The organism is Rouxiella badensis, assembly GCF_002093665.1.
In the GTDB taxonomy this organism is placed as follows: domain Bacteria; phylum Pseudomonadota; class Gammaproteobacteria; order Enterobacterales; family Enterobacteriaceae; genus Rouxiella; species Rouxiella badensis.
On the sequence record NZ_MRWE01000003.1, the window covers coordinates 46,817 to 60,784 of the forward strand.

Consider the following 13,968-nt stretch of genomic DNA (forward strand, 5'->3'; position numbering starts at 1 on the left):
GGAGATCCAATGAAGGCAAGTTACCTCTTTGCTGTAGTGCTTAGCGCCCTTTTGTTACAAGGCTGTGTGGCCGCCGCCGTTGTCGGCGTGGCTGGCGTAGCAACAAAAACGGGTACCGACCCACGCACCGTGGGAACTCAGGTTGATGACACCACACTAGAGGCACGCGTCTCCAACGCCATCAATGCCAATCAAGATTTGAAAAAGAAAGCCCGTATCGTGGCGACCGCCTATTCGGGCAAGGTGTTGCTGACCGGTCAGGCACCGACCGCAGATATGGCTAGCACTGCCAAACAAATAACGATGAAGGTAGACGGCGCAACAGACGTCTATAACGAAATCCGCCTCGGCAACCCGGTCAGTCTGGGAACGGCCTCGATGGATACCTGGATAACCACCAAAGTGCGTTCTCAGCTGTTGACCAGCGATCAGGTTAAATCGTCGAACGTGAAAGTGACGACTGAAAACGGCGAAGTCTTCCTGTTGGGTCTGGTGACTCAGGAAGAGGGTCAGGCAGCGGCTAAGATTGCCGCTGGCGTCAGCGGCGTCAAGCATGTCACGACGGCCTTTACCTACGTGAAATAACCTCGCGTCGAGCAATAAAAAGGACAGCCCAGCAGGCTGTCCTTTTTTATAACTTGGGAAAAGGCCTAACGCAGCGAGTGCTCGGTCAGGAAGCTATCGCCGCCGAGCTGGCTCATCTGCCTGAGGATCCACTGCTGGCGTCGAAGCACATAGGCGGACGGCGCATTCACCTTGAACAGGTGCGGATTCGGCAATACTGCGGCAAGCAGCGCAGCCTGTGAAGGTGTCAGGCGGCTGGCAGGCTTGTGGAAGAAGTGTTGGGCCGCTTCCTCAACACCGAAAATACCGTCACCAAACTCGACGATGTTGAGATAGACAGTCAGGATGCGCTTTTTGCCCCATACCGTTTCAATCCCTACCGTCAGCCCTGCCTCGAGACCTTTACGCAACCAACTGCGCCCGTCCCATAAAAATAAATTCTTGGCGGTCTGCTGGGAAAGCGTCGAAGCGCCACGAATATTAGCGTCTTCATCCTCATTGTGCGTGAGCGCCGCCTGAATGGCACCCACGTCAAATCCCCAGTGCTCAGGGAATTTTTGATCCTCACCCGCCATGACGGCCAGCGCCATAGGTGAAGATATTTCATTCATCGGGACCCAATCGGAGTGAGCAACGTAACCAAAGTCTCCGCTTAGCCAGGCTGAAACCTGTCTTTCCACCATGACGGCGGAGAACGGCACGGGCAAAAACTTGAAAAATACAATCCCGACTAACCAGAGGCTAACTAAAGCAATTATGCCTCTTTTTAACCAGATAAAGGGCCGATAAAACCGGGTCTTTTTAAAAGATTTAAGCATTCGATACAATCCATGACTCATCTGACCAACTTATCAATATCCACACTGAATCCGCGTATAAGGCTAGCTCTCTTTACTCATGACATGCTAACAATGCGGGTATTGTGTGAGAAAAATCAGCACTTGTTGCGCAACAAACGTTTTCGCTGCCCAATGGCATCAAAGAGTTCCAGATTTTCCAAAGGGTTTCCCATTGCTTCTAATGACACTTTTTTGGCTGTTAAATGACTAGTACAGCTGGACCACGTCCAAAATCAATATATTTACGTTTCTAATGTATCGACCTTTGGAAAATGAACAAACGCTAATCATTCATGCTCCTTTTGGTTCGTTTCAAAAGGTGACTATATCGCCAAATTCGGCCTTAAATGTCACTTCCTCCCTGCCAAATCCTCCTGCTTCGAAGCAGAATCAAAAATGAAATTAATTCACCCTGACCGCGCTATTTCCACCTTGTAACCTGTTGACGCGATTCAGCCGGTGATATCAAATTTATGCCATTTATTACAGTAAGTTGCGCGGCATTTTTCACGATACATTCTGCTTCAAAAACAGTAATTACCAGACAATGAAGGATGAAAAGTGGTCGCTCAAACTATGAACCCTCTCCAAAATCCACCCTATTGAGTAGTCACCCTGTAGATGAGATTGACCTTATTGAAAAATTCCTGCGATTAACGCTTGAACTTTTGTATAGACAAAGATTAATCTACATCACAGTTTTTAATGATTCTCGTAACAGATTCGCTGATATTTGTTATGTTGAGTAGATAAAGTTGTATTACACTTACTTCTACTGAATTACCAAGACCTGCGATTAATACCCTAAGTAAAACAATACGTGGGTTAACAATTTCCCTGGTGTTGGCGCAGTATTCGCGCACCCCGGCCTAGGCTGGGGTTATTTTTTTTCAGCTTCCGCTGCCCAGTCACGTAATGTTTGCACGTCGTTGCGCCATTCAAGCGTTAACTCATCAACCCAATCCTGCACGTTATCCCACCACGCTGGAAGTGAAGGCGTCTGAATCTGTTGTGCTAGCTGTTGCAGATGTTTCAACCCAACCGAACCCGCCGCCCCTTTGATTTTGTGTGCCTCTTCGGCAATACCGTCCTGATCGCGCGCGGTCATGTTGGAGTCCAGCACCTCAAGGTAGCCCGGCATCATACGTTCAAACATGTCCACGCTCTGGTAGATGAGCTTTGAGCCCACCAGCTCGATGTACTGCTCCAGCATCGGGATATCCAGCAGTTCTTCATGGGTCTTCATGGCTTCTGACTCCTCTGGGGTGGATTCGTCTTCCGGCAGGTGATCCCAATACTGCTGGATCATTGCGGTCAACGCAGGAACCGACAGCGGCTTGCTCAGTACGTCATCGATACCGGCATCGAGGTACTCTTTTTTGTCTTTCAACACGTTGGCAGTCAGCGCCACCAGCGGCGGCAGCAGCGCTGCGGCGTATTTCTCGCGCAGGATACGCGCCACGTCCAATCCGGTCATGTCGGGCAGCTGAATGTCGAGTAACACCAGGTCAAACTCGTGCGGGTCAAACATCTCCAGCGCCTCGTGGCCGGTCATCGCCACCTCAACGCTGCTGCCCAGCTTCTCCAGCACCGAGCGCGCGACGATGACGTTCAGCTCGATATCTTCAACCAGCAGAATATTCAGCGCGGGAAGCGGCAGGATATCGTCTTCATCAATCTCTTTTTCCGGCTCGTCGAGCGACGGTGCACTCACGGTCAGCGTGAAGCACGACCCTTTGCCCAGCTCACTGCTGACGGTGATATCCCCCCCCATGCTCTGCGCCAGGCGTTTGGAGACCGCCAGACCAATTCCGGTCCCCGTCGCAGGCTTGCCGCCGTTCTGGTCCTTGACCTGATAATACATGGCAAAGATTTTGTCCTGCTCGTCCTGAGGAATGCCCATACCGGAGTCCTGCACTTCAAAGCACAGGCGATCGGCGAGGTCATGATGCACCCGCACCACTATCTCCCCTTTGTGGGTAAACTTCACGGCATTGCCAATCAGGTTCCACAGAATCTGACGCAGGCGCGTACCGTCGGTTATCAGCGTGTGCGGCAGCGGGACGTCAGGCTGCATCACGAACTTCAGTCCTTTAGGCTGCACCAGCAGGCCGGTCAGGTTCTCAAGTTCGGAGAGGAAGTCGGTGAAATTGACCGGGTTGTTGTCGAGCTGAACCTTGCGGCGCTCGAGTTTGTCCATCTCAATGATGTCATTGAAGATATTACCCAACGTAATGGCGCTAACGTGGATAGTCTTCAGATAGTTATGCTGTTCGTCGTTCAGCTCGGTATCGAGCAGGATACGGCTCAGGCCAACGATGCCATTCAGCGGCGTACGCAGCTCATGGCTGATCGTTGAGATAAAGGTGGTCTTCTCCCGGCTTGCGTTCTCCAGCGCGTCCTGGTAGCGCTTACGCTCGGTAATATCGCGTCCAAAGCCCATAAGCCCGTGACGTTTACCGATGCGGTCATAGAAAGGCACTTTTCGCAGTTCGAAACAGGCCTTGCGACCATCGGGATAGACCAGCCACTGTTCGTAGGTCAACGCCACATTGTGACGGAACACCTTCTCGTCGGTCTCGATGACCTTCTCGGCGATATCCGGGGTATAGACGTCGTTCGGCGTCAGGCCTATCAGCTGCTTTTCGCTGAGGCCGGTCAACAGCTCCATCGCGCGGTTACAGCCGGAGAACTCTTTGTCTTCATTACGGTAGTAAACCAGGTCCGGCGAAGCATCAAGGAACGAACGCAGCAAGGCAGACTGTTGGCTGAGCTCTATCTGCGCCTGTTCGCGGTGCTGCATTTCCAGCTTGAGTTTATCAACCACCGCCAGACGCGCCTCTTCGGCCTTGATACGGTCGGCAATTTCCTGATTCAGCTGGGCGATGTTTTCGGTCAGCTGCTCATTTAATTTCAGGTCGCGATAGCGCATCTCTTCGAGCTTGTCGACCAGACGCGTCAGGCGCTGGCGCGACTCCTCGAGCTGCTCTACCACCACGGAGAGGAAATAGACCGCCCACGGCGTAATAATCAGGCCGAAGAAGATAGAACGGACCACGTCGATACTTTCAACCTGGCCGCGCAGCAGCATGGTGACGGCCATTTGCACAATCATCGCCAGTACCACCAGCGCCGAGGCAAGCAACAGCGAAAAACGGACCAGCCCGAGCTTAACCATCAGGTCAACGTAGTACTGAGCAAGTAATCTGATTTGCTTCATAGCCTTTCCTTGAGAAAAATCGTCTGTATCCCAGCATATTCGGAATAAAGTAGGGGGAAATCATACCGCAAGTAGCGCGAACAGTGTCCGGGAGATTGTCCAAAAAATCGCATTGGAGACCGAATTTTTAGGGCTTGCACCCTACAGGAACGTGGGTTGGTGCAATGAATCAAAAGGGGGTGTTATTGACTAATCCCGACCGCGCGATTATAAATATCGCCCCGCCTTAAATCGCCAAGGCTCAGCCTTTAAAGGCTTTTATCTTTTCTTTATTTCCCCTTTGCTGTCCCAGCGCCAAATACAAAGAATAACTATTCAGTATTACTGCAAATAAAGTCATTCTTTACACTATGAATAATTCTTATTATGCGTCCCCTGTTAGCACATTATTACGCTATGATTAAAAACAGCAATAAAGCACATCGCGGGCATAATTCGCAGAATAAAACGCTGGCAAACCACCCCGCCCTAGCATGGTGCACAGATTTCGAGCTTGCACTACAGTGAGACAGCTCACAGTTACCCCCGTCTCCCACACTGTTATTATGGCTTCTAAAAAACCATTTATTTGATATTTATCAAATAGTTAAATCGCAAAAAGTGCCTTTTTACGGTCGGTCAACCCACATTTGACCTACCCGCGCTTTCTCGCTAAGTTGGAAGTCCGCTGGAAGCACTCTTTATCAGTTAAGATCGATGAGCATACCACTCGTCATATTTATGCAGTAATTGAAGACTCCCTCATTAAAACAAGTCATATACCACTTGTGAGAACCGTCACGAGGGGCCACTGACGGAGGATGTCAGCCAGAAACGCACCAATAGAGTGCGCTAAAACGCTGAATCAGCCGTTATTACGCTCCCTCGAAGTAGGTGTGAGAGTCTCGCAGAGCCTGGGGAGGTTCCGTTATGTTATATGATGCATCCCACGAGAAGGATAACTGTGGTTTTGGCTTGATAGCCCATATTGAAGGCGAACCTAGCCATAAGGTCGTACGTACCGCCATTCATGGACTGGCACGCATGCAACACCGTGGCGCAATTCTTTCTGACGGAAAGACTGGCGACGGTTGCGGCCTGTCATTGCAAAAACCGGATCGTTTCTTCCGGATGATCGCCGAAGAGCGCGGATGGCGCCTGGCGAAAAACTATGCCGTAGGCATGATCTTCCTTAATAACGACGAGGAGCGCGCTGCTGAAAGCCGCCGCATCATCGAGGAAGAGATCCTGAACGAAACGCTGTCCGTTGTGGGCTGGCGTGATGTCCCGACAAACCCAGACGTTCTCGGCTCGATTGCGCTCTCCTCCATGCCGCGCATCGAACAAATTTTTATCAACGCGCCTGCCGGTTGGCGTCCGCGTGATATGGAGCGCCGCCTGTACATGGCGCGCCGCCGCATTGAAAAACGCATCAGCGAGAGCGAAAACCCAGACAAAGAGTTTTACGTCTGTAGCTTCTCCAACGCGGTAAACATCTATAAAGGCCTGTGCATGCCGATTGACTTGCCGCGCTTTTATCTTGACCTGGCAGACCTGCGTCTGGAATCGGCCATTTGCCTGTTCCACCAGCGCTTCTCTACCAATACCGTGCCACGCTGGCCGCTGGCTCAGCCGTTCCGCTATCTGGCGCACAACGGTGAGATAAACACCATCACCGGTAACCGCCAGTGGGCTCGCGCTCGTGCCTATAAATTCAAAACCCCGCTGATCCCCGATCTGCAGGACGCCTCACCGTTTGTGAATGAAACCGGTTCTGACTCGAGTTCATTGGACAACATGCTGGAGCTGTTCCTTGCGGGCGGTATGGACCTGCTGCGCGCTATGCGTCTGCTGGTTCCACCGGCCTGGCAGCAGAATCCGGACATGGATCAAGACCTGCGTGCGTTCTTCGACTTCAACTCCATGCACATGGAGCCGTGGGACGGCCCAGCGGGCATCGTCATGTCAGACGGTCGCTACGCCGCCTGTAACCTTGACCGTAACGGCCTGCGCCCTGCGCGCTACGTCATTACCAAAGACAAACTGATCACCTGCGCCTCTGAAGTCGGTATCTGGGATTATCAGCCAGACGAAGTGGTTGAGAAAGGCCGCGTGGGTCCGGGTGAGCTGATGGTTATCGATACCCGCAGTGGTAAAATTCACCACTCCGGCGAGACCGATAACGATCTGAAGAGCCGCCATCCTTACAGAGAGTGGATGGAGAAAAACGTTCAGCGTCTGGTGCCGTTTGAAGACTTGCCTGCCGACCAGGTGGGTCAGCGCGAGCTGGACGACACGCAGCTCGAGACCTATCAGAAACAGTTCGCCTACAGCAGCGAAGAGCTGGATCAAATCCTGCGCGTGCTGGGTGAAAACGGTCAGGAAGCCGTCGGCTCAATGGGCGATGACACGCCGTTTGCCGTACTTTCCAGCCGCCCACGTATTATTTATGACTACTTCCGTCAGCAGTTTGCGCAGGTCACCAACCCGCCAATCGACCCGCTGCGTGAAGCACACGTGATGTCACTGGCGACCAGCATTGGCCGTGAGATGAACGTGTTCTGCGAAGCCGAAGGTCAGGCACACCGCCTGAGCTTTAAATCGCCGATCCTGCTTTATTCAGACTTTACTCAGTTGACCACGCTCGACAGCAAGTACTACCGCGCCGAGACGCTGGACCTGACCTTCGATCCAGCCGAAATGGATATGGAGCAGTTCGTTCAGAAACTGTGTGACGAAGGCGAGCGTAAAGTGCGTGAAGGTGCCGTTCTGCTGGTGCTGTCCGACCGCAATATCGCGCCAAATCGCCTGCCGCTGCCTGCGCCTATGGCCGTGGGTGCATTGCAGTACCGTCTGGTTGAGAAGAACCTGCGCTGCGACGCCAACATCATTGTTGAAACCGCCAGTGCCCGCGATCCTCACCACTTCGCCGTGCTGCTGGGCTTCGGTGCCACCGCCGTTTACCCATACCTGGCCTATGAAACACTGGCCAAGCTGGTCGACGCGCGCGTCATCGACAAAGATTACCGTGAAGTGATGCTGAACTACCGTAACGGCATCAACAAAGGTCTGTACAAGATCATGTCCAAAATGGGCATCTCGACGATTGCTTCTTACCGCTGCGCACGTTTGTTCGAAGCCGTAGGCCTGCATAAAGACCTGAGCACTGCCTGTTTCCCAGGCGTTGTCAGCCGTATCGGCGGGGCAAGCTACAGCGATTTCCAGCAGGATCTACAGAACCTGTCCAAACGCGCCTGGCTGAAACGCAAGACGCTGGACAACGGCGGTCTGCTCAAATACATGCACGGCGGCGAGTATCACGCTTACAACCCAGATGTCGTGCAGTCTCTGCAAACGGCAGTGAACAGCGGTGATTACGACGACTACAAAAAGTACGCCAAGCTGGTTAACGAGCGTCCGGCCTCCATGCTGCGCGACATGCTTAAGATCACCCCTAAAGGCGAGCCTATCCCTGTCGATCAGGTTGAGCCAGCCGAAGGCCTGTTCACCCGTTTCGACTCGGCGGCGATGTCTATCGGCGCACTGAGCCCTGAGGCACACGAATCTCTGGCCGAAGCGATGAACGCTATCGGGGGTCGTTCCAACTCCGGTGAAGGCGGTGAAGACCCTGCGCGTTACGGCACGAACAAAGTGTCACGTATCAAGCAGGTGGCCTCCGGTCGCTTCGGTGTCACCCCGGCGTATCTGGTTAACGCCGACGTCATTCAGATTAAAGTGGCTCAGGGTGCAAAACCGGGCGAAGGCGGTCAGCTGCCGGGTGATAAAGTCACCCCATACATCGCCAAGCTGCGTTATTCGGTGCCGGGCGTGACGCTGATTTCACCTCCGCCGCACCACGACATCTATTCAATCGAAGACCTGGCACAGCTGATTTTCGATCTGAAACAGGTGAACCCGAAGGCGATGATTTCCGTCAAACTGGTTTCCGAACCGGGCGTTGGCACCATCGCGACCGGCGTGGCGAAAGCCTATGCCGACCTGATAACCATCTCCGGCTACGACGGTGGTACGGGTGCAAGCCCGCTGACCTCGGTGAAATATGCCGGTAGCCCGTGGGAACTGGGTCTGGTTGAAACGCAGCAGGCACTGGTTGCCAACGGTCTGCGCCACAAGATCCGCCTGCAGGTTGATGGGGGTCTGAAAACTGGCGTAGACATCATTAAAGCCGCGATTCTGGGTGCCGAGAGCTTCGGCTTTGGTACTGGCCCAATGGTGGCGCTGGGTTGTAAATACCTGCGTATTTGCCACCTGAACAACTGTGCTACCGGTGTTGCCACTCAGGACGAAAAACTGCGTCGCAACCACTACCACGGTCTGCCTGAACGTGTGACGAACTACTTCAAGTTCATCACTCAGGAAACGCGTGAGATTATGGCCGAGCTGGGAATTAGCCAGTTGGTAGACCTGATTGGTCGTACCGATCTGCTGGTTGAGCTCGACGGCTTCACCGCCAAGCAGAACAAGCTGGACTTGTCTCCGCTGCTGGTGACTGCGACCCCGCATCCGGGCAAAGCGGTTTACTGCACCGAGAGCAACCCGTCGTTCGACAAAGGCCAGTTGAACAAAGATATTCTGGAACAGGCTGCACCGCACATTATTGCGAAGCAGAGCAAGGCGTTCTACTTCGATATTCGCAACACCGACCGTTCCGTCGGCGCGACCCTGTCGGGTGCCATTGCCGAGAAACACGGCGACCAGGGGATGTCGGCAGACCCAGTGCGTATTAACTTCAACGGCACCGCGGGCCAAAGCTTCGGTGTATGGAATGCGGGCGGCGTTGAGCTGATGCTGACCGGTGACGCGAACGACTACGTGGGTAAAGGCATGGCCGGTGGCCGTATCGCAATTCGCCCTCCGATTGGTTCGGCGTATCGCAGCCACGAAGCCGTGATTGCCGGTAACACCTGTCTGTACGGCGCAACAGGCGGCAAAATGTTTGCGGCAGGCCGTGCGGGCGAGCGTTTTGCGGTGCGTAACTCCGGAGCTATTACCGTGGTTGAAGGTATCGGCGATAACGGCTGTGAATACATGACCGGCGGTATCGTCTGCGTTCTGGGCCGTACCGGCGTTAACTTCGGCGCAGGCATGACCGGTGGTTTCGCTTACGTTCTCGACGAAGACGGCGAGTTCCGTAAACGCGTAAACCCTGAGTTGGTCGAAGTCCTTGATGTGGCAGAGTTGGCGATTCACGAAGAGCATTTGCGTGGTTTGATCACCGAACACGTACAGCTGACCGCGTCGACCCGTGGTGAAGAGATTTTGGCGAACTGGCCTCAATGGGCGCCTAAATTTGCCCTGGTAAAACCAAAGTCCAGTGATGTTAAAGCATTGTTGGGTCACCGTAGTCGTTCCGCAGCAGAGCTGCGGGTACAAGCGCAGTAAGAGGTTAAGATGAGTCAAAACGTTTATCAATTTGTCGACTTACAGCGTGTTGATCCGCCAAAGAAGCCGCTGAAGATCCGTAAAATTGAGTTTGTAGAAATTTACGAGCCGTTCTCGGCTACTCAGGCGGCATCACAGGCTGACCGCTGTCTGTCCTGCGGTAACCCTTATTGCGAATGGAAATGTCCGGTTCATAACTACATCCCTAACTGGCTGAAGCTGGCCAACGAAGGGCGCATTATGGAAGCCGCAGACCTTGCGCACCAGACTAACAGTCTGCCAGAAGTCTGTGGGCGCGTTTGCCCACAGGATCGCCTATGCGAGGGTTCCTGTACGCTGAACGACGAGTTCGGTGCAGTCACTATCGGTAACATCGAGCGCTATATTAACGATAAGGCGATCGAGATGGGCTGGCGTCCGGATATGTCTCACGTTCACCCAACCGGTAAACGTGTGGCTATCATCGGTGCAGGTCCGGCAGGTCTGGCCTGTGCCGACGTGCTGACCCGCAACGGCGTGAAAGCGGTGGTCTTCGATCGTCATCCAGAGATTGGCGGCCTGCTGACCTTCGGTATTCCGTCGTTCAAGCTGGAAAAATCCGTGATGACCAAGCGTCGCGAGATCTTCACCGAGATGGGTATCGAGTTCAAACTCAATATCGAAGTCGGTAAAGACGTGACCATGGACGCCCTGTTGGAAGAGTACGACGCGGTGTTCCTGGGCGTGGGAACTTACCAGTCAATGCGCGGTGGTTTGGAGAATGAAGACGCGCCGGGCGTATACGATGCCCTGCCGTTCCTGATTGCCAACACCAAGCAGCTGATGGGTTATGAAGCCCAGCAGCATGAACCTTACGTCAGCATGGAACACAAGCGCGTTGTGGTTCTGGGCGGCGGTGATACCGCGATGGACTGCGTGCGTACCTCAATTCGTCAGGGTGCGACCGATGTGACCTGTGCATATCGTCGTGACGAAGAGAACATGCCCGGTTCACGCCGTGAAGTTAAGAATGCCCGCGAAGAAGGCGTTGAATTCAAGTTCAACCTGCAACCGCTGAGCATTGAGCTGAACGACTCTGGCCGTGTTTCTGGTGTCAGAATGGCACGTACCGAACTGGGTGCGCCGGACGCCAACGGACGTCGTCGCGCAGAAATCGTGGCAGGTTCTGAGCACGTGATGGACGCCGACGCGGTAGTGATGGCGTTTGGTTTCCGTCCGCACAAGATGGAATGGCTGGCCGCTCACGACGTTGAGCTGGACAGTCAGGGCCGCATTGTGGCACCGGAAAGCAGCGACAATCCTTACCAGACGAGCAATCCGAAAATCTTCGCCGGTGGCGATGCGGTTCGCGGTTCAGACCTGGTAGTGACGGCGATTGCAGAAGGCCGCAAAGCCGCAGACGGCATCATGTGCTTCCTGGAGGTCTGATTTTTCAGGCAGCGTAGATGTGAAAAGAGACCGCATTGCGGTCTCTTTTTTTATGCCGCTTTTAAGCAGCAACGGCGTCGAGGAGGTGTTTACTTCACGACGCGCAGAGCAGGACGTCCACCGCGAGGCGGTGTCGGTGGCTCATCATCACCGTCGTCCGCGTTGTCAGGCAGGTCGCCATCAATTACGGACATGGTCGGCTCAGGATTTTGCTCTTCCAACTCTTCAAAAACGCCTTCACCGTCGAGGCCTGGTTCAGGCTCGAACATGGTACCCGCGCCGTTTTCACGGGCGTAGATGGCCAATACTGCCGCGATAGGCACAAACACCTCACGCGGAACGCCACCAAAACGCGCGTTAAAACGCACATCGGCATTGCCCAATTCGAGATTGCCCACTGCACGCGGTGCAATATTCAGAACAATTTGCCCATCGCGGGCAAACTCCATTGGCACGCTCACACCCGGCTGGGTCACGTCGACCACCAGATGAGGGGTCAGCTGGTTATCAAGCAACCAGTCGTAGAACGCACGCAGCAGGAAAGGACGGCGAGGAGACATGTCTGTCATCTCCATAACTTATCCCCGGGCTCCGTTCAAACGCATTTCGCGCTCAGGCTCAGTCAGAGACGCCAGGAACGCATCACGTTCGAAGACGCGAGTCATATAGCCTTTCAATTCTTTAGAGCCGCTACCGGACAGCTCAATGCCCAATTCAGGCAAACGCCACAGCAGCGGAGCCAGGTAGCAGTCGACCAGGCTGAATTCTTCGCTTTTGAAGAAAGGCATGTAAGAGAAGATTGGCGCGATAGCCAGCAGTTCTTCACGCAGTTGCTTGCGTGCTGCATCAGCTTCGGCAGCAGAACCCTGCTCGATTTGGCGCAGCAGAGAGTACCAGTCGTTTTCAATGCGGTGCATCATCAGACGGCTCTCACCACGAGCAACCGGATAAACCGGCATCAGAGGTGGATGCGGGAAACGCTCATCAAGGTATTCCATGATGATACGAGATTCGAAAAGGGTCAGCTCACGATCGACCAGCGTAGGCACAGAGTGGTACGGGTTGAGGTCAATAAGATCCTGTGGCAGGTTACCCATTTCTACCTGCTCTATCTCGACACTTACACCTTTCTCTGCCAGTACGATACGTACTTGATGGCTAAAAATGTCGGTCGGGCCAGAAAACAGCGTCATCACCGAACGTTTGTTGGCAGCGACAGCCATGAAAACCTCCAAGTTTATCTAGAATTATACTGCGAATAGCCACTATCAGGCTGCTATCCTGAATAATCGTGCCCATCGTAGTTCGGGCACATCTCACCTGTAACCCACAGTTTCGTAGATAAGCCAAAGCGGGGAAACACAGCCAGCAAATTCAGCAAGGTTCACTGCTCGGCGAACAGGCGCAAAAGTGTGTGATAGTTTACCAGATTTTGGTCGTTCTGTGGGGAAGTACGAGACGATTTCCTATGGAAATGTGTTTCAGGGAGCAATTAGCGGGAAAAAACAACGGCTTTCAGACTTATTTTTGACATAAAAGCATAATAAAAACTAAACAAATGACGAAAAAAAACCCGGTACAAGACCGGGTTTTTGTTGCGTTGTGCCAGGACGAAACCAAGGTTCCAGTCCACTGCCGAAGCAGCAGGCAAATTAACGCTTGGAGAACTGAGGACGACGACGTGCTTTACGCAGACCGACTTTCTTACGTTCAACCTGACGAGCATCGCGAGTTACGAAGCCAGCTTTACGCAGCTCAGAACGCAGATTTTCGTCATATTCCATCAGTGCACGAGTGATACCGTGACGGATAGCACCAGCTTGACCAGAGATACCACCACCTTTAACAGTGATGTACAGGTCAAATTTCTCAACCATGTCGACCAGTTCCAGAGGTTGACGAACTACCATGCGGGCAGTTTCACGACCAAAGTACTGTTCCAGGCTACGCTGGTTAATTACGATGTTACCACTACCCGGTTTGATGAAAACGCGTGCAGCAGAGCTTTTGCGGCGACCAGTGCCGTAGTATTGATTTTCAGCCATTGCCTATAATCCCGATTAAATGTCAAGAACTTGCGGTTGCTGTGCCGCATGAGTGTGCTCATTGCCCGCGTAAACTTTCAGTTTACGGTACATTGCACGACCCAACGGACCCTTCGGCAGCATGCCTTTAACCGCGAGCTCAATCACACGCTCAGGACGGCGAGCAATCATCTCTTCAAAGGTCGCTTGTTTGATACCACCGATGTGGCCAGTGTGATGGTAATAAATCTTGTCGTTACGCTTGTTGCCGGTTACAGCAACTTTTTCTGCGTTCAGAACGATGATGTAATCACCAGTATCAACGTGCGGAGTGTATTCCGCTTTATGCTTGCCACGCAGACGGCGAGCCAGTTCAGTGGCCAGGCGACCCAAGGTCTTGCCGCTTGCGTCAACTACGAACCAGTCACGCTGTACTGTTTCCGGTTTAGCTGTAAAAGTTTTCATTAAAAGCATACCCAATTTAAGTTACACGTTGGCGAACACCCAAACG

The 13,968-nt window shown here is 53.2% G+C and carries 9 protein-coding genes; 3 read left to right on the top strand and 6 right to left on the bottom strand.

What is annotated here, in order from left to right:
* Positions 1–9: 9 nt before the first annotated feature.
* On the top strand, positions 10–585 hold the full coding sequence (dolP, locus tag BS640_RS02570) for a division/outer membrane stress-associated lipid-binding lipoprotein (RefSeq protein ID WP_017491674.1): 576 nt from the start codon (positions 10–12) through the stop codon (positions 583–585).
* A gap of 65 nt (positions 586–650) precedes the next feature.
* On the opposite strand, the gene mtgA is transcribed toward dolP, so the two are convergent.
* Together mtgA and arcB are read right to left on the bottom strand one after the other, a co-directional pair.
* The gene (gene mtgA / locus BS640_RS02575; protein WP_017491673.1) at positions 651–1,382 is read right to left on the bottom strand and encodes a monofunctional biosynthetic peptidoglycan transglycosylase; all 732 of its coding nucleotides are present in this window, start codon (positions 1,380–1,382) and stop codon (positions 651–653) included.
* 901 nt (positions 1,383–2,283) lie between these two features.
* Positions 2,284–4,623, bottom strand: coding sequence for an aerobic respiration two-component sensor histidine kinase ArcB (gene arcB / locus BS640_RS02580; protein WP_017491672.1), 2,340 nt, complete (start codon positions 4,621–4,623; stop codon positions 2,284–2,286).
* A 909-nt stretch (positions 4,624–5,532) separates the two neighbouring features.
* Here arcB and gltB point away from each other — a divergent pair.
* Complete coding sequence (gltB, locus tag BS640_RS02585) at positions 5,533–10,005, top strand: glutamate synthase large subunit (RefSeq protein ID WP_084911804.1); 4,473 nt, start codon at positions 5,533–5,535, stop codon at positions 10,003–10,005.
* A gap of 9 nt (positions 10,006–10,014) precedes the next feature.
* Positions 10,015–11,433, top strand: a complete 1,419-nt coding sequence (locus BS640_RS02590) for a glutamate synthase small subunit (RefSeq protein ID WP_017494264.1) — start codon at positions 10,015–10,017, stop codon at positions 11,431–11,433.
* Between the two features lie 89 nt (positions 11,434–11,522).
* Here BS640_RS02590 and sspB read toward each other — a convergent pair whose 3' ends face one another.
* The 4 genes from sspB to rplM all read right to left on the bottom strand — a co-directional run bounded on the left by sspB (position 11,523) and on the right by rplM (position 13,922).
* The gene (sspB, locus tag BS640_RS02595) at positions 11,523–12,008 is read right to left on the bottom strand and encodes a ClpXP protease specificity-enhancing factor (RefSeq protein ID WP_084911806.1); all 486 of its coding nucleotides are present in this window, start codon (positions 12,006–12,008) and stop codon (positions 11,523–11,525) included.
* 3 nt (positions 12,009–12,011) lie between these two features.
* Entirely contained in the window at positions 12,012–12,656 is a 645-nt protein-coding gene (gene sspA, locus BS640_RS02600) for a stringent starvation protein SspA (RefSeq protein ID WP_017494266.1), read from the bottom strand.
* A 429-nt stretch (positions 12,657–13,085) separates the two neighbouring features.
* On the bottom strand, positions 13,086–13,478 hold the full coding sequence (gene rpsI / locus BS640_RS02605; protein WP_017494267.1) for a 30S ribosomal protein S9: 393 nt from the start codon (positions 13,476–13,478) through the stop codon (positions 13,086–13,088).
* 15 nt (positions 13,479–13,493) lie between these two features.
* Positions 13,494–13,922: a 50S ribosomal protein L13 gene (gene rplM, locus BS640_RS02610; RefSeq protein ID WP_009634857.1), complete on the bottom strand. Its 429-nt coding sequence runs from the start codon at positions 13,920–13,922 to the stop codon at positions 13,494–13,496.
* Between the last annotated feature and the right edge of the window lie 46 nt (positions 13,923–13,968).

Coding starts and splice junctions, on each gene's coding strand:
- sspB (WP_084911806.1), bottom strand. CDS start 12,008: ATGGAGATGACAGACATGTCTCCTCGCCGTCCTTTCCTGCTGCGTGCG.
- gltB (WP_084911804.1), top strand. CDS start 5,533: ATGTTATATGATGCATCCCACGAGAAGGATAACTGTGGTTTTGGCTTG.
- BS640_RS02590 (WP_017494264.1), top strand. CDS start 10,015: ATGAGTCAAAACGTTTATCAATTTGTCGACTTACAGCGTGTTGATCCG.
- rpsI (WP_017494267.1), bottom strand. CDS start 13,478: ATGGCTGAAAATCAATACTACGGCACTGGTCGCCGCAAAAGCTCTGCT.
- mtgA (WP_017491673.1), bottom strand. CDS start 1,382: ATGCTTAAATCTTTTAAAAAGACCCGGTTTTATCGGCCCTTTATCTGG.
- dolP (WP_017491674.1), top strand. CDS start 10: ATGAAGGCAAGTTACCTCTTTGCTGTAGTGCTTAGCGCCCTTTTGTTA.
- arcB (WP_017491672.1), bottom strand. CDS start 4,623: ATGAAGCAAATCAGATTACTTGCTCAGTACTACGTTGACCTGATGGTT.
- sspA (WP_017494266.1), bottom strand. CDS start 12,656: ATGGCTGTCGCTGCCAACAAACGTTCGGTGATGACGCTGTTTTCTGGC.
- rplM (WP_009634857.1), bottom strand. CDS start 13,922: ATGAAAACTTTTACAGCTAAACCGGAAACAGTACAGCGTGACTGGTTC.